Below are 15315 nucleotides of genomic sequence, written 5' to 3'. Positions count from 1 at the left end.
CTTAGATCTTGCCAGCTTTGCGGATTTCGGCCAGCACGACAGTGATGCCACGCTTGTCGATAATACGCATGCCTTTGGCAGATACGCGCAGACGCACGAAACGTTTCTCTTCTTCAACCCAGAAGCGGTGATGCTGCAGGTTCGGCAGGAAACGACGACGGGTTTTGTTGTTTGCGTGGGAAATGTTATTCCCAGTCACCGGACCCTTACCGGTAACTTGACATACTCTCGACATGCCTCAGCCCTCTAAAACCACATGCCCAACCCGGCATGGGTTGGCCGCTTAATCTCTCAGTCATTTGGCGCCAGGCGCCGCGTTTCTTTAGAGGTCTTACCGGCTACACCTACAGTGAAGGAACCGGGCCCCTAGAAAAGAGCGCTGCTTTATACCAGAAAGACTGGAGAGCAACAACATTCCGTGTGCGCGGACTTTATAAATTCCCCATTTTTCGGGCGCCGAGCGCCTTGGATAAAGGCTGTGGCCGATTAAGACCGCTCGTCGCAGAGAATCGGTCAACCGACCGATTTCGGGTTTTCCTCGGCCCGCATCACCGAAAACAAGCGCACATACTCTCCTTAAAATGAAAAAGGGGATAGTCATTTGCAAAAGAGCCCACTAGGGTAAGCCTTTTCCAGACTGCACTTGCAGATGGGCCTTCGATCTGTAAAGGAATCCGACCATGCGCCTCGCTGCCCTACCGCTGTTGTTCGCCCCGCTCCTGCTGAGCCCGCTGGCCCATGCCGCCGCCCTGAGCGTCTGCACCGAGGCGAGTCCGGAAGGGTTCGACGTGGTGCAATACAACTCGCTGACCACCACCAACGCGTCCGCCGATGTGCTGATGAACCGTCTGGTGGACTTCGACACCGCCAGCGGTAAAGTGGTCGCCAGCCTCGCGGACAGCTGGGAAGTCAGCCCCGACGGCCTGACTTACGTGTTCAAGTTGCACCCACAGGTGAAATTCCACCGCACCGAGTACTTCAGCCCGACACGCGAGCTGACCGCCGAAGACGTCAAATTCAGCTTCGACCGTATGCTCGACCCGGCGCACCCTTGGCACAAGGTCGCCCAGAGCGGCTTCCCGCACGCCCAGTCGATGCAGTTGCCGGCGCTGATCAAGAAGATCGACGCACTGGACCCGCTGACCGTACGCTTCACCCTTGATCACCCGGACTCAACCTTCCTCGCGACCCTGAGTATGGGCTTCGCCTCGATCTATTCCGCGGAATACGCCGACAAACTGCTGAAGGCCGGCACGCCCGAGAAGCTCAACAGCCAGCCGATCGGCAGCGGCCCATTCGTGTTCACCCGCTTCCAAAAAGATGCCTCGATTCGCTACAAGGCCAACCCGGACTACTTCCGTGGCAAGCCTTCGGTGGACCCGCTGATCTTCGCCATCACCCCGGACGCCAATGTGCGTTTGCAGAAATTGCGTCGCAACGAGTGCCAGATCGCCCTGTCGCCCAAGCCTCTGGACGTACAGGCCGCGCTGAAAGAACCGACACTGAAAGTGGAAAAGACTGACGCCTTCATGACTGCGTTCGTCGGCATCAACAGCCAGCATCCGCCGCTGGACAAACCTGAAGTGCGCCAGGCGATCAACCTCGCCTTCGACAAGGCCAACTACGTCAAAGCCGTGTTCGAAGACACTGCCGAGCCCGCCAACGGCCCGTACCCGCCGAACACCTGGAGCTACGCCAAAGGCCTGCCCGGTTATCCGCATGACGTCGAGAAGGCCAAGGCATTGATGGCCAAGGCCGGACTCAAGGACGGCTTCCAGACCACCATCTGGACCCGACCTTCCGGCAGTCTGCTGAACCCGAACCCGAGCCTGAGCGCTCAAATGCTGCAATCGGACCTCGCGGAAATCGGCATCCAGGCCGAAATCCGCGTGATCGAATGGGGCGAGCTGATTCGCCGCGCCAAAGCCGGCGAGCACGACCTGCTGTTCATGGGTTGGGCTGGCGACAACGGTGACCCGGACAACTTCCTCACGCCGCAGTTTTCCTGCGCCGCGGTCAAATCCGGCACTAACTTCGCCCGCTACTGCAACCAGGACCTGGACAAGCTGATCAGCGCCGGCAAGACCACCGGCGAGCAAGGTGTGCGTACCAAGCTTTACGAACAGGCCCAGGCGCAGATCCAGCAGCAGGCGCTTTGGCTGCCGTTGGCCCACCCGACGGCGTTCGCGTTGATGCGCAAGAACGTCGAGGGTTACTCGGTCAGCCCGTTTGGTCGCCAGGATTACTCCAAGGTCAACCTCAAGTAACGCTCGGAAACGCTGCGCGAATGCTTCTCTGACGCGAGGGAGCTTGCTCCCGCCGGGCTGCGCAGCGGCCCTGAAGATCCTGTGAGCGCTGCGCACTCAAGCGGGAGCAAGCTCCCTCGCCACAGAAGCCCGTCCCCAAGCCCTACATCCACCCATACTCGGCCATTGAAAGCGGCTCGCCGTCACCAATGATGAAATGGTCGAGCACCCGCACATCAATCAGCTCCAGCGCCTCTTGCAGGCGCTTGGTCAGCATTCGATCAGCCTGACTGGGATCGGATTTGCCCGACGGATGATTGTGGCAAAGGATCAATGCGGCGGCGTTATGAGCCAGTGCGCGCTTGACCACCTGTCGCGGGTACACGCTGGTGTTGTCGATGGAGCCGCGAAACAGCACCTCAAACGCCAGCACCCGGTGTTTTGAATCCAGGAACAGGCTACCGAAGACCTCATGCGGCTCGTGGCGCAGCATCGACTTGAGGTAGTCGCGCACCGCGAGGGGGCTTTCCATCACTGAGTCACGTCGTAACCGCTCTGCCAGATGCCGGCGGGCCATTTCCAGCACCGCCTGCAACTGCGCAAACTTTGCCGGCCCAAGGCCGAGCTCACCACTGAAGGTCCGAAGGTCGGCCTCGAGCAAAGTGCGCAGGCTGCCAAATTGCTGCAACAGGTGTCGCGCCAAATCCACCGCGCTTTTGCCGGACACACCGGTCCGTAAAAAAATCGCCAGCAGCTCTGCGTCCGAGAGACTCGCCGATCCCTGCTCCAGTAACTTCTCCCGCGGCCGCTCCGCCGCCGGCCAATCACGAATACTCATAGCACCTTCCCTGTCTGTGGGCGCCGCTGTTCCATAGCGGTCGCTGTGATATCGTAGCCCATCTTTTTTGCTGGCGATTTCATCCCTGGGGAGGGGGTCTCGCCATGCTGTCATCAACGAAATAAAAGGCAGACCTATGCAGCGGCTGTATCGGAAACGCATCGTTCTGGGCGTCGGCGGCGGTATTGCTGCCTACAAGAGCGCCGACCTGGTTCGCCGCCTGATCGACCAGGGTGCCGAAGTGCGCGTGGTCATGACCCGTGGCGGCAGCGAGTTCATCACTCCGCTGACCATGCAGGCCTTGTCCGGGCACCCGGTTCATCTCGACTTGCTGGACCCCGCGGCAGAAGCTGCCATGGGCCACATCGAGCTGGCCAAGTGGGCCGATATGGTGCTGATCGCCCCTGCTACGGCGGACCTGATTGCCCGTCTGGCCCAAGGCATTGCTGACGATCTGCTGACCACGCTGGTGCTGGCCACCGATGCGGTGGTCGCCGTCGCCCCGGCGATGAACCAGGCCATGTGGCGCGACCCGGCAACCCAGGCCAACCTGCAAACCCTCGAAAGCCGCGACATCAAAGCCTTCGGGCCGGCCTCCGGTAGCCAGGCCTGCGGCGACGTCGGCCTGGGCCGCATGCTCGAAGCCGTCGAACTCGCCCAATGCGCGGCGGACTGCTTCAAGCGTCAGGCATTGACCGGCAAACACGTGCTGATCACCGCCGGCCCGACTCAGGAAAACATCGATCCGGTGCGCTACATCACCAACCACAGCTCCGGAAAAATGGGCTTTGCCCTGGCCGAAGCCGCGGTGGAAGCCGGCGCCCGCGTCACGCTGATCACCGGCCCGGTGCACCTGCCGACTCCGGATCGTGTCACCCGCATCGACGTGGTCAGCGCTCGCGACATGCTCGCCGCCTGCGAAGCCGCGATCCCTTGCGACCTGTTTATCGCCTCGGCAGCGGTCGCGGACTACCGTCCTGAAGTCGTCGCCCCACAGAAACTCAAGAAAGACCCTACGAACGGCGACGGCTTGTTGCTACAGATGGTGCGCAACCCGGACATCCTGGCCACCATCGCCACCCGCCCCGACCGTCCGTTCAGTGTCGGCTTCGCTGCCGAAACCGAACACCTGCTCGATTACGCTGCGCGCAAGTTGAAAGACAAGAACCTCGATCTGATCGTCGCCAACGACGTCGCCAACCCGAGCATTGGCTTCAACAGCGAAGAAAACGCCTGCAGCGTGATCGATCGAGAACTGCACGCCACACTTTTCGCCCAGACCAGCAAGAGCAAAATTGCTCGCCAGCTGATCACTTTTATCGCCGAACGTCTGAACCAGGTTTAATTTACATGCACGCTTTGCAAGCCAAGATCCTCGACCCCCGCATCGGTACCGAATTCCCGCTGCCGCAGTACGCCACGCCTGGCTCCGCCGGCCTCGACCTGCGCGCCATGCTGGAAAAAGACACCGTCATCAAGCCGGGCGAAACCCTGCTGATCCCGACCGGTCTGTCCGTCTACATTGGCGATCCGGGTTTGGCCGCGCTGATTCTGCCGCGCTCCGGCCTGGGCCATAAACATGGCATCGTGCTGGGCAATCTGGTCGGTTTGATCGACTCCGATTACCAGGGCCCGCTGATGGTTTCGTGCTGGAACCGTGGCCAGACCGACTTCAACATGGTGGTCGGTGAGCGCCTGGCTCAATTGGTTCTGGTGCCGGTGGTTCAAGCGCACTTCGAGATGGTCGAAGAGTTTGTTGAAACCGAGCGTGGTGCCGGTGGTTTCGGGCATTCCGGCAGCCATTGATCCGAAAAGCATCCTGTGGCGAGGGAGCTTGCTCCCGCTGGGCTGCGAAGCGACCCCAAGATTTTGTGAGTGCCGCGCACCCAAGCGCAAGCAAGCCTCCTCGCCAAAATTCGCACAACGTTCATCTGGAAGGTTTACCGCCCAAAATCAAGGCATTGACCGATCATTACCCCGCAAACGCAGGTGGCATGGCCTTTTCGCACCACGAACTCTCAGTGGAAAACGCCGTCATACCCTTCAGTTTGAGCCCGCCGACGAGATTTTCGCGGACAGGTCCAGTCACTTTCGAGATGGAGCATTCCCACAGATGAGCACCCCAGCCACAGTCGCACCCAAGTTCCCGGACAGCATCTTCCGCGCCTACGACATTCGCGGCACGGTCCCGGAATTCCTGAACGCTGAGACCGCTTACTGGCTCGGCCGCGCCATCGGTGCCCAGAGCCTGGCCCAGGACGAACCGAACGTTTCCGTTGGCCGCGACGGCCGCCTGTCCGGCCCGGAACTGGTCGAACAATTGATCAAAGGCCTGGCCGACAGCGGTTGCCACGTCAGCGACGTGGGCCTGGTGCCAACCCCGGCGCTGTACTACGCCGCCAACGTACTGGCCGGCAAATCCGGCGTCATGCTCACCGGTAGCCACAACCCGTCGAACTACAACGGGTTCAAGATCGTGATCGCGGGCGACACCCTGGCCAACGAACAGATCCAGGCCCTGCACGACCGCCTCAAGACCAACAACTTGAGCAGCGGCAAGGGCAGCGTCACCCAGGTCGAGATCCTCGACCGCTACAACACCGAAATCGTCCAGGACATCAAACTGGCTCGTCGCCTGAAAGTCGTGGTCGACTGCGGCAACGGCGCGGCCGGCGTGATCGCTCCGCAATTGATCGAAGCGTTGAACTGCGAAGTCATCCCGCTGTTCTGCGAGGTCGACGGTAACTTCCCGAACCACCACCCGGACCCGGGCAAACCTGAAAACCTCGTCGACCTGATCGCCAAGGTCAAGGAAACCAACGCCGATATCGGCCTGGCATTCGACGGCGATGGCGACCGCGTCGGTGTGGTGACCAACACCGGCAGTATCGTTTACCCGGACCGCCTGCTGATGCTGTTCGCCCGCGACGTACTGGCGCGCAACGCGGACGCGGAGATCATCTTCGATGTCAAATGCACCCGCCGCCTGACACCGCTGATCAAAGAATACGGCGGCCGTCCGCTCATGTGGAAGACCGGTCACTCGTTGATCAAAAAGAAAATGAAACAAACCGGCGCCCTGTTGGCCGGCGAGATGAGCGGGCATATCTTCTTCAAGGAGCGCTGGTTCGGTTTTGACGACGGCATTTACAGCGCCGCGCGTCTGCTGGAGATCCTCAGCAAGGAAAAATCCACCGCGGAAGAGCTGTTTGCGACCTTCCCGAACGATATTTCTACGCCGGAAATCAATATCCATGTGACCGAAGAGAGCAAATTCAGCATCATTGATGCATTGCACGACGCGAAGTGGGGCGAAGGCGCCGACCTGACCACCATTGACGGCGTGCGAGTCGACTACGCCAAAGGCTGGGGCCTGGTGCGCGCGTCCAACACCACACCGGTGCTGGTGCTGCGCTTCGAGGCCGATGACGAGGCTGAATTGCAGCGCATCAAGGACGTGTTCAAAGTCCAGCTGAAGCGTGTTGCACCTGATCTCCAATTACCGTTTTGATCTTCTGAAGCACCCGGAGCCCTGAATGACCCTCGAACGCGAAGCCGCCGCCAACACCGCCAAGGTCCTGTCCGAAGCGTTGCCTTACATTCGCCGCTATGTCGGCAAGACGCTGGTGATCAAATACGGCGGCAACGCGATGGAAAGCGAGGAGCTGAAAACCGGCTTCGCCCGCGACATCGTGCTGATGAAAGCCGTCGGTATCAACCCGGTGGTGGTTCACGGCGGCGGCCCGCAAATCGGCGACCTGCTCAAGCGCCTGTCGATCGAGAGCCACTTCATCGATGGCATGCGCGTGACTGACGCGCAGACCATGGACGTGGTGGAAATGGTCCTCGGCGGCCAGGTCAACAAGGACATCGTCAACCTGATCAACCGTCATGGCGGCAGCGCCATCGGCCTGACCGGTAAAGACGCCGAGCTGATTCGTGCGAAGAAGCTCACCGTGACCCGCCAGACGCCGGAGATGACCCAGCCGGAAATCATCGACATCGGCCAGGTAGGCGAAGTGGTCGGGATCAACACCGACTTGCTGAACCTGCTGGTCAAAGGTGATTTCATCCCGGTCATCGCGCCAATCGGCGTCGGTGCCAACGGCGAGTCGTACAACATCAACGCTGACTTGGTGGCCGGCAAAGTCGCCGAAGCACTGAAGGCTGAAAAGCTGATGCTGCTGACCAACATCGCCGGCTTGATGGACAAGTCGGGCACGGTCCTCACCGGCCTGACCACCCAGCAAGTCGACGAGCTCATCGCCGACGGCACGATCTACGGCGGCATGCTGCCGAAGATCCGTTGCGCGCTGGAAGCGGTTCAGGGCGGCGTGGGCAGCTCGCTGATCATTGATGGCCGGGTGCCGAATGCGATTCTGCTTGAGATCTTCACCGATACCGGTGTGGGTACGTTGATCAGCAATCGCAAGCGTCACTAAGCAACACAAACAAAAAGACCCCGCTCAGCTTGGCTGAGCGGGGTCTTTTTTTGCCTGCGCACTCCCTTGTAGGAGCGAGGCTTGCCCGCGAAAGCGATCTGACAGTCCCATCATTGCTGAATGTGACGACGCCTTCGCGGGCAAGCCTCGCTCCTACAGGTCAGCGTTAGACGCCGTACTGGGCGCGGTACGCTTCTACGGCTGGCAGGTGCTGCTTGAGCTGCGGATCATCCGCCAGGAATTCCAGCACCTGGTTCAGCGACACAATGCTGATCACCGGAATGCCGAAATCACGCTCCACTTCCTGGATCGCCGACAACTCGCCGTTGCCACGCTCCTGACGGTTCAGGGCGATGAGCACGCCCTTGGCCTTGGCGCCGTCCTGGGAAGCGATGATTTGCATCACTTCGCGGATCGCGGTGCCGGCGGTGATCACGTCGTCGATGATCAGCACATCGCCGGTCAACGGCGCGCCAACGAGACTGCCGCCTTCACCGTGGGCCTTGGCCTCTTTGCGGTTGAAGCACCACGGCAAATCACGGCCATGATGTTCGGCCAGCGCCACCGCAGTGGTCGCCGCCAGCGGGATGCCTTTGTACGCCGGGCCAAACAATACATCGAACGAAATACCGCTCTCGACGATGGCTGCCGCGTAGAAACGACCCAACTGCGCAAGGGCCGAACCGGTATTGAACAGACCGGCATTGAAGAAGTAAGGACTGGTGCGCCCGGACTTCAGGGTGAACTCGCCGAAGCGCAAAACGCCGCGATCGATGGCAAAACGAATGAAATCGCGCTGATACGCTTGCATGAAAAAAACCCCAAATACCACGGATTTAGCTAATTAGGTTGACGCCGTGTATCATACACGCACGCGATTTTTGGGGCCATTTATGCGGATCATCAGTGTGAACGTCAATGGTATTCAGGCTGCAGTGGAGCGAGGGTTGCTCAGTTGGCTGCAAGCACAGAATGCCGACGTCATCTGCCTGCAGGACACCCGCGCCTCCGCCTTTGAACTGGACGATCCAGCCTTCCAACTGGATGGCTACTTCCTTTATGCCTGCGAAGCCGAAGTTCCCGCCCAGGGTGGCGTGGCTTTGTATTCGCGGTTGCAACCGAAGGCAGTCATCAGCGGTCTCGGTTTCGAGACAGCCGACCGCTACGGGCGCTACCTGCAAGCCGATTTCGACAAGGTCAGCATCGCGACCTTGCTGCTCCCTTCGGGGCAGAACGGCGATGAAGACTTGAACCAGAAGTTCAAGCTAATGGACGATTTCGCCCGTTATCTGGATAAACAGCGACGCAAACGTCGCGAGTACATTTATTGTGGCTCGCTGTACGTGGCGCAACAGAAGCTGGATATCAAGAACTGGCGCGACAGCCAGCAATCCCCGGGCTTCCTGGCACCTGAACGTGCCTGGATGGACGAGATTGTCGGCAACATGGGCTATGTTGATGCCCTGCGTGAAGTCAGCCGTGAAGGCGACCAGTACAGCTGGTGGCCGGACAACGAACAGGCGGAAATGCTCAACCTCGGTTGGCGTTTCGACTACCAGTTGCTGACCCCTGGCCTGCGCCGTTTTGTTCGCAGCGCACGCCTGCCACGCCAGCCACGGTTCTCGCAACACGCACCACTGATCGTGGACTACGACTGGACGCTGACCATTTAAGCGTCTTTTCGCAGACGCAAAAAAGCCGACATCGCCGTCGGCTTTTTTGTGCGCCTCATTCCTGTAGGAGCGAGGCTTGCCCGCGAAGAACGATAACGCGTTGTTCCTGACAGACCGAGGCGCCTCAATTCGCGGGCAATCCTCGCTCCTACGGGACAGCGGTGGCTACTTGATCAACCGCCAGGTGAACGGATACCGATACGGCACCCCTTCATTGGCTTTCACACCACCGATGATCGTCAGTACCAACGCACCAATCGCCACCAGACCGAACAGGAAGAACCCGATGATCACCACCATCAGCAGGAAGCAGATGGCAGAGGCAATGGCGACGGTGATCTGAAAGTTCAGCGCCTCCTTGCCCTGTGCATCGACAAACGGGTCCATCTCGCGCTTCATCTGCCAGAGGATCAGCGGGCCGATCAGCGTACCGAACGGAATCCAGATTCCCAGCAACGCGGACAAGTGACAAAACATCGCCCACTGCCGAACCTCTTTGCTCGGGATGGGAAGTAGCTGCTGCTCGTCACTCATGGTGTCCTCCTTGCGTGGAACATCCGATCAGTCGGCCAGTGCGGCCTTTTGCAGTTCGAAGATCTCGGTCATGCCTTTCTTCGCCAGTTCAAGCATAGCGTTCAGCTCTTCCGGCTGGAACGGCGCGCCTTCGGCAGTGCCCTGGACTTCGATGAAGCCGCCAGTGCTGGTCATCACCACGTTCAGGTCAGTCTCGGCAGCCGAGTCTTCCAGGTAGTCGAGGTCGAGCACAGGCTCGCCCTGGTACATGCCCACCGAAACGGCCGCGATCATTTGCTTGAGCGGGTCGCCGCCTTTCAGGCCGCCGCGCTTCTTGATCACTTTCAAGGCATCGACCAGCGCAACCATGGCGCCGGTGATGGATGCGGTGCGGGTGCCACCGTCGGCCTGGATCACGTCGCAGTCGACGTACAGGGTGACGTCGCCCAGCTTGGACATGTCCAGCGAAGCACGCAGGGAGCGACCGATCAGACGCTGGATTTCCAGGGTGCGGCCGCCTTGCTTGCCACGGCTCGCTTCACGCTGGTTACGCTCGCCAGTGGCGCGCGGCAGCATGCCGTATTCCGCGGTCAACCAGCCTTGGCCCTGGCCCTTGAGGAAACGCGGTACGCCGTTCTCGACGCTGACCGTGCAGATGACTTTGGTATCACCGAATTCGACCAGTACAGATCCCTCGGCGTGTTTGGTGTAGTTGCGGGTAATGCGGATCGAGCGGAGCTGATCGGCAGCGCGACCACTTGGACGTTTCATAGGGAATACCTGTACGGAGGACGGAAAACTGCCGAGCATTATAGAGCCGCGCGCCAAGACTGGGCACTTCTAAAAAATCCGTCCGACGATTGAAGGCGCTGACTAGAGCTTAGAACAGCGCTTTACCGACGGCCTGCAGCCCTTTGTCACACCGTGTGTTTGGGCGCATCCGCCCCACTGCGCTACAATCCTGCGCCTTTGCTGCCTGTCGGCTTTAATTCACAGATATCGGGTCTCGCGAAACCTTTGGTAACGCAAACCTGAATTGCGAGGTACCTCCATGGTGCACAGCATGACCGCCTTCGCCCGCGTTGAAAAAGCCGGCGCCCAAGGCACCCTGAGCTGGGAATTGCGCTCGGTCAACAGCCGCTACCTGGAACCCCATTTGCGCCTGCCGGAGTCGTTTCGCGACCTCGAAGGTGCGGTCCGCGAAGCGCTGCGCCAGGGGATATCCCGGGGCAAGCTCGAATGCACTCTGCGCTTCACCGAAGAAAACACCGACAAACCCCTGCAAGTGGACCGCGAGCGTGCCGCGCAATTGGTCGCTGCCGCCGAGACCATCGCCGGCCTGATCAAGAATCCCGCCGCATTGAATCCGCTGGAAGTCCTGGCCTGGCCTGGCGTTCTGGTGGGCGACGCCGCTGACCCGCAAGCGTTGAATGCCGAAGCACTGGCGCTGTTCAATGAAGGTCTGAAAGAACTCAAGGCCGGCCGCGAGCGCGAAGGCGCGGAGCTGGCCCGGTTGATCAATGATCGCCTGACCTCCATCGAAGAAGATGTGGTGACCCTGCGCGAACTGGTCCCGCAGATGCTAGCCACCCAACGCCAGAAAGTCCTCGACCGCTTTGCCGACATGAAAGCCGAGATGGACCCGCAGCGACTCGAGCAGGAAATGGTCATGCTCGCGCAAAAGAGCGACGTCGCCGAAGAACTGGATCGCTTGAGCACTCACATCATTGAAGTTCGCCGGGTACTCAAATCCGGCGGCGCTGCCGGTCGGCGCCTGGACTTCCTGATGCAGGAGCTCAACCGCGAAGCCAACACACTGGGCTCCAAAGCCTTCGACCCGCGCAGCACCCAAGCGGCGGTCAACCTCAAAGTGTTGATCGAGCAGATGCGCGAACAAGTGCAGAATATTGAGTAAGGCAACCCCGACATGACCCACAGCACCGGCACCCTGTACATCATTTCCGCCCCTTCGGGCGCGGGTAAGAGCAGCCTGGTCAAGGCCCTGACCGACGCTGACCAGGAGATCCGCGTCTCGGTCTCCCACACCACCCGCGCCATGCGCCCCGGTGAAGTGAACGGCGTGAACTATCACTTCGTCGAACGCGGCGAGTTCGTGAAGATGATCGAGCACGGGGATTTCCTCGAGCGCGCCGAAGTGTTCGGCAACCTCTACGGCACTTCGCAAAGCCACCTGCAGCAGACCCTGGACGAAGGCCACGACCTGATTCTGGAAATCGACTGGCAAGGTGCCGAGCAAGTGCGCAAATTGATGCCTCAGGCCCGCTCTATCTTCATTCTGCCGCCCTCTCTCCAAGCCTTGCATCAGCGTCTGAACAATCGCGGCCAGGACAGTGACGAGGTCATTGAAGGCCGGATGCGCGAAGCCGTCAGCGAAATGAGCCATTACGTCGACTACGACTACCTGATCATCAATGACGATTTCGCCCATGCGCTGAAGGATTTGCAGGCGATTTTCCGTGCCAATCAGCTGCATCAGAAGCGTCAGCAGCAGCGCAACGGAAAACTTTTGGCTGAATTGCTCGGCTAAACAGCCCTTCCCAAAACCGCTGCAAGGGCTTTACATTGGCACTTGCAGCGCGTTGAAGGGCTTGGTCAAAAAATCAGCGCTTCCCTAATCGCTGGTGATTTTTTAAACTGTTCAGTCCGCTCGCCCACCCGGGCAGCGCGCATATTGCATTCGCTCCGAGGAATACCATGGCCCGCGTAACCGTTGAAGACTGCCTGAACCACGTGGAAAACCGTTTTGAACTGGTCATGCTGTCCACCAAGCGTGCCCGTCAACTGGCCACCGGCGGCAAAGAGCCACTGGTACAGTGGGAAAACGACAAGCCTACCGTTGTAGCCTTGCGTGAAATCGCCGAAGGCCTGATGAGCTACGAGTTCATCGCCAATGCTGAAATCGTCGAAGACGAACCGCTGTTCGCAGCGTTCGAGGACGAGTCCAACGAGGCAGTCTAAGCCTATGCCTGGTCGACGTAGCACGGCGCGGGGTCACAGCGAACGGCAGGAGTCATCATGCCGAGCATAGACGCCCTCGCCGATCGCTTATCGACCTACCTCGGCAAGGACCAGGTCAACCTGGTCCGCCGAGCGTACTTCTACGCCGAACAAGCCCACGACGGCCAACGCCGCCGCAGCGGTGAGGCGTACGTCACGCATCCTCTTGCGGTGGCGAATATTCTTGCCGACATGCACATGGACCATCAGAGCCTGATGGCGGCGATGCTGCATGACGTGATCGAAGACACCGGTATTGCCAAGGAAGCGCTGCAAGCGCAGTTCGGCGAAACCGTGGCCGAACTGGTAGACGGGGTCAGCAAACTGACCCAGATGAACTTCGAGACCAAGGCCGAAGCACAAGCCGAAAACTTCCAGAAAATGGCCATGGCCATGGCGCGCGACATTCGCGTGATCCTGGTCAAGCTCGCCGACCGCCTGCACAACATGCGCACGCTTGAAGTCCTGTCCGGTGAAAAGCGTCGGCGGATCGCCAAGGAAACCCTGGAAATCTATGCGCCCATCGCCAACCGGCTGGGCATGCACGCCATCCGCATAGAATTCGAAGACCTCGGCTTCAAGGCCATGCACCCGATGCGTTCCGCACGGATCAACCAGGCCGTCAAACGCGCCCGGGGCAACCGCAAGGAAATCGTCAACAAGATCGAAGAATCCCTCAGCCACTGCCTGGCCATCGATGGCATCCAGGGCGAGGTCAGCGGTCGTCAGAAACACCTCTACGGCATCTACAAGAAAATGCGCGGCAAGCGTCGGGCCTTCAACGAGATCATGGACGTCTATGCGTTCCGGATCATCGTCGACAAGGTCGATACCTGCTACCGCGTGCTAGGTGCTGTGCATAATTTGTACAAACCGTTGCCGGGACGCTTCAAGGATTACATCGCGATTCCCAAGGCCAACGGCTACCAGTCGCTGCACACCACGCTGTTCGGCATGCACGGTGTTCCGATCGAGATCCAGATCCGCACCCGTGAAATGGAAGAGATGGCCAACAACGGCATCGCCGCCCATTGGCTGTACAAATCCAGCGGCGACGAACAGCCAAAAGGCACTCACGCCCGCGCTCGCCAGTGGGTCAAAGGCGTGCTGGAAATGCAGCAACGGGCCGGCAACTCGCTGGAATTCATCGAAAGCGTGAAGATCGACCTGTTCCCGGACGAGGTCTACGTCTTCACGCCCAAAGGCCGGATCATGGAGCTGCCCAAAGGCTCCACGGCGGTCGACTTCGCTTACGCGGTGCACACCGACGTGGGCAACAGCTGCATTGCCTGCCGGATCAATCGTCGTCTTGCGCCGCTGTCCGAACCGCTGCAAAGCGGCTCCACGGTCGAGATCGTCAGTGCTCCCGGTGCCCGGCCGAACCCGGCGTGGCTCAACTTCGTGGTCACGGGCAAGGCACGGACCCACATCCGCCATGCGCTGAAACTGCAACGCCGTTCCGAGTCCATCAGCCTGGGCGAGCGCCTGCTGAACAAAGTGCTCAATGGTTTCGACAGCTCGCTGGAAAAAGTACCGGCCGACCGCGTCAAGGCGATGCTCGCCGAATACCGTCTCGAACTGATCGAAGACTTGCTGGAAGATATCGGCCTGGGCAATCGAATGGCCTATGTAGTCGCCCGCCGCCTGCTTGGCGAAGGCGAACAGCTGCCAAGTCCGGAAGGCCCGCTGGCGATTCGCGGCACCGAAGGCCTGGTGCTCAGCTACGCCAAGTGCTGCACGCCGATCCCGGGCGACCCGATTGTTGGTCACTTGTCCGCCGGCAAAGGCATGGTCGTGCACCTGGACAACTGCCGCAACATCAGCGAAATCCGTCACAACCCGGAAAAATGCATCCAGCTCTCTTGGGCCAAGGATGTCACCGGCGAATTCAACGTCGAGCTGCGCGTCGAACTGGAACATCAGCGCGGCCTGATCGCCCTGCTGGCCAGCAGCGTCAACGCAGCCGACGGCAATATCGAGAAAATCAGCATGGACGAACGCGATGGTCGCATCAGCGTGGTCCAACTGGTGGTCAGCGTGCACGACCGCGTACACCTGGCCCGCGTGATCAAGAAACTGCGTGCATTGACCGGGGTGATCCGCATCACCCGCATGCGCGCCTAAGCCCACTATTACAAGGAGTCATTCATGACCAAGACTGTTATCACCAGCGACAAGGCCCCGGCTGCCATCGGTACTTATTCCCAGGCGATCAAGGCTGGCAACACCGTCTACATGTCGGGCCAGATTCCTCTGGACCCAAAAACCATGGAACTGGTTGAAGGCTTCGAAGCCCAGACCGTCCAGGTGTTCGAGAACCTCAAAGCCGTGGCCGAAGCCGCTGGCGGTTCGTTCAAGGACATCGTCAAACTGAACATCTTCCTCACCGACCTGAGCCACTTCGCCAAGGTCAACGAGATCATGGGCAAGTACTTTGACCAGCCATACCCTGCCCGCGCCGCCATCGGCGTAGCCGCCCTGCCAAAGGGTTCGCAGGTTGAAATGGATGCCATTCTGGTCATCGAGTAATACATCCGGCGCAGCCTTTTCAAGGTTGCGTCGACTTCGTTTCTGAAAGGATTCCA

Annotated in this window: 15 protein-coding genes and 1 pseudogene; 11 read left to right on the top strand and 5 right to left on the bottom strand. The window is 59.8% G+C overall.

The features are described 5' to 3' along the window. Window position 1: 1 nt before the first annotated feature. The gene (gene rpmB / locus AC1ROI_RS06160; RefSeq protein WP_007894701.1) at window positions 2-235 is read right to left on the bottom strand and encodes a 50S ribosomal protein L28; all 234 of its coding nucleotides are present in this window, start codon (window positions 233-235) and stop codon (window positions 2-4) included. 445 nt (window positions 236-680) lie between these two features. On the opposite strand from rpmB, the gene AC1ROI_RS06155 reads away from it, so the two are divergent. Then, complete coding sequence (locus AC1ROI_RS06155) at window positions 681-2267, top strand: ABC transporter substrate-binding protein (protein WP_102594925.1); 1587 nt, start codon at window positions 681-683, stop codon at window positions 2265-2267. Between the two features lie 142 nt (window positions 2268-2409). On the opposite strand, the gene radC is transcribed toward AC1ROI_RS06155, so the two are convergent. Then, a complete protein-coding gene (gene radC / locus AC1ROI_RS06150; protein ID WP_102594926.1) occupies window positions 2410-3084 on the bottom strand; it encodes a RadC family protein in 675 nt (224 codons plus the stop codon). A 136-nt stretch (window positions 3085-3220) separates the two neighbouring features. Here radC and coaBC point away from each other — a divergent pair, with 136 nt between their 5' ends. From coaBC to argB, 4 genes and pseudogenes are all read left to right on the top strand, one after another. After that, window positions 3221-4429 carry a bifunctional phosphopantothenoylcysteine decarboxylase/phosphopantothenate--cysteine ligase CoaBC gene (coaBC, locus tag AC1ROI_RS06145; protein WP_077748581.1) on the top strand — a complete coding sequence of 403 codons (1209 nt, stop codon included), beginning with the start codon at window positions 3221-3223 and terminating at the stop codon, window positions 4427-4429. A gap of 5 nt (window positions 4430-4434) precedes the next feature. After that, window positions 4435-4890, top strand: a complete 456-nt coding sequence (dut, locus tag AC1ROI_RS06140) for a dUTP diphosphatase (RefSeq protein ID WP_010465200.1) — start codon at window positions 4435-4437, stop codon at window positions 4888-4890. A 301-nt stretch (window positions 4891-5191) separates the two neighbouring features. Next, a pseudogene (locus AC1ROI_RS06135) lies at window positions 5192-6595 on the top strand (phosphomannomutase/phosphoglucomutase); the annotation flags it as partial. 25 nt (window positions 6596-6620) lie between these two features. Beyond that, complete coding sequence (argB, locus tag AC1ROI_RS06130; protein ID WP_010465204.1) at window positions 6621-7526, top strand: acetylglutamate kinase; 906 nt, start codon at window positions 6621-6623, stop codon at window positions 7524-7526. Window positions 7527-7692: 166 nt separating this feature from the next. Here the strand turns inward: argB and pyrE are convergent, their stop codons facing one another. Next, window positions 7693-8337: an orotate phosphoribosyltransferase gene (pyrE, locus tag AC1ROI_RS06125; RefSeq protein ID WP_010465206.1), complete on the bottom strand. Its 645-nt coding sequence runs from the start codon at window positions 8335-8337 to the stop codon at window positions 7693-7695. Window positions 8338-8419: 82 nt separating this feature from the next. Here pyrE and crc point away from each other — a divergent pair, with 82 nt between their 5' ends. Further along, a complete protein-coding gene (gene crc / locus AC1ROI_RS06120) occupies window positions 8420-9199 on the top strand; it encodes a catabolite repression control protein Crc (RefSeq protein WP_007934608.1) in 780 nt (259 codons plus the stop codon). 165 nt (window positions 9200-9364) lie between these two features. Here the strand turns inward: crc and AC1ROI_RS06115 are convergent, their stop codons facing one another. Together AC1ROI_RS06115 and rph are read right to left on the bottom strand one after the other, a co-directional pair. Next, a complete protein-coding gene (locus AC1ROI_RS06115; RefSeq protein ID WP_102594927.1) occupies window positions 9365-9733 on the bottom strand; it encodes a DUF4870 domain-containing protein in 369 nt (122 codons plus the stop codon). Window positions 9734-9760: 27 nt separating this feature from the next. Next, a complete protein-coding gene (gene rph / locus AC1ROI_RS06110) occupies window positions 9761-10483 on the bottom strand; it encodes a ribonuclease PH (RefSeq protein WP_010465211.1) in 723 nt (240 codons plus the stop codon). 280 nt (window positions 10484-10763) lie between these two features. Between rph and AC1ROI_RS06105 the strand changes: the two genes are divergently transcribed. The 5 genes from AC1ROI_RS06105 to AC1ROI_RS06085 all read left to right on the top strand — a co-directional run bounded on the left by AC1ROI_RS06105 (window position 10764) and on the right by AC1ROI_RS06085 (window position 15259). Beyond that, on the top strand, window positions 10764-11627 hold the full coding sequence (locus AC1ROI_RS06105) for a YicC/YloC family endoribonuclease (protein WP_077748577.1): 864 nt from the start codon (window positions 10764-10766) through the stop codon (window positions 11625-11627). A gap of 12 nt (window positions 11628-11639) precedes the next feature. Next, window positions 11640-12260, top strand: a complete 621-nt coding sequence (gene gmk / locus AC1ROI_RS06100; protein WP_010465215.1) for a guanylate kinase — start codon at window positions 11640-11642, stop codon at window positions 12258-12260. 167 nt (window positions 12261-12427) lie between these two features. Next, window positions 12428-12691 carry a DNA-directed RNA polymerase subunit omega gene (gene rpoZ, locus AC1ROI_RS06095; RefSeq protein WP_007894670.1) on the top strand — a complete coding sequence of 88 codons (264 nt, stop codon included), beginning with the start codon at window positions 12428-12430 and terminating at the stop codon, window positions 12689-12691. Between the two features lie 57 nt (window positions 12692-12748). Beyond that, on the top strand, window positions 12749-14854 hold the full coding sequence (gene spoT / locus AC1ROI_RS06090) for a bifunctional GTP diphosphokinase/guanosine-3',5'-bis pyrophosphate 3'-pyrophosphohydrolase (protein ID WP_010465218.1): 2106 nt from the start codon (window positions 12749-12751) through the stop codon (window positions 14852-14854). A 24-nt stretch (window positions 14855-14878) separates the two neighbouring features. Continuing rightward, the gene (locus AC1ROI_RS06085; RefSeq protein ID WP_003229509.1) at window positions 14879-15259 is read left to right on the top strand and encodes a RidA family protein; all 381 of its coding nucleotides are present in this window, start codon (window positions 14879-14881) and stop codon (window positions 15257-15259) included. Window positions 15260-15315 lie beyond the last annotated feature (56 nt).

The organism is Pseudomonas sp. GW823-FHT02C02, from assembly GCF_058797635.1.
Note: the sequence above shows the minus strand (reverse complement) of the source record. Positions and strands in the feature narration are given on the sequence as shown.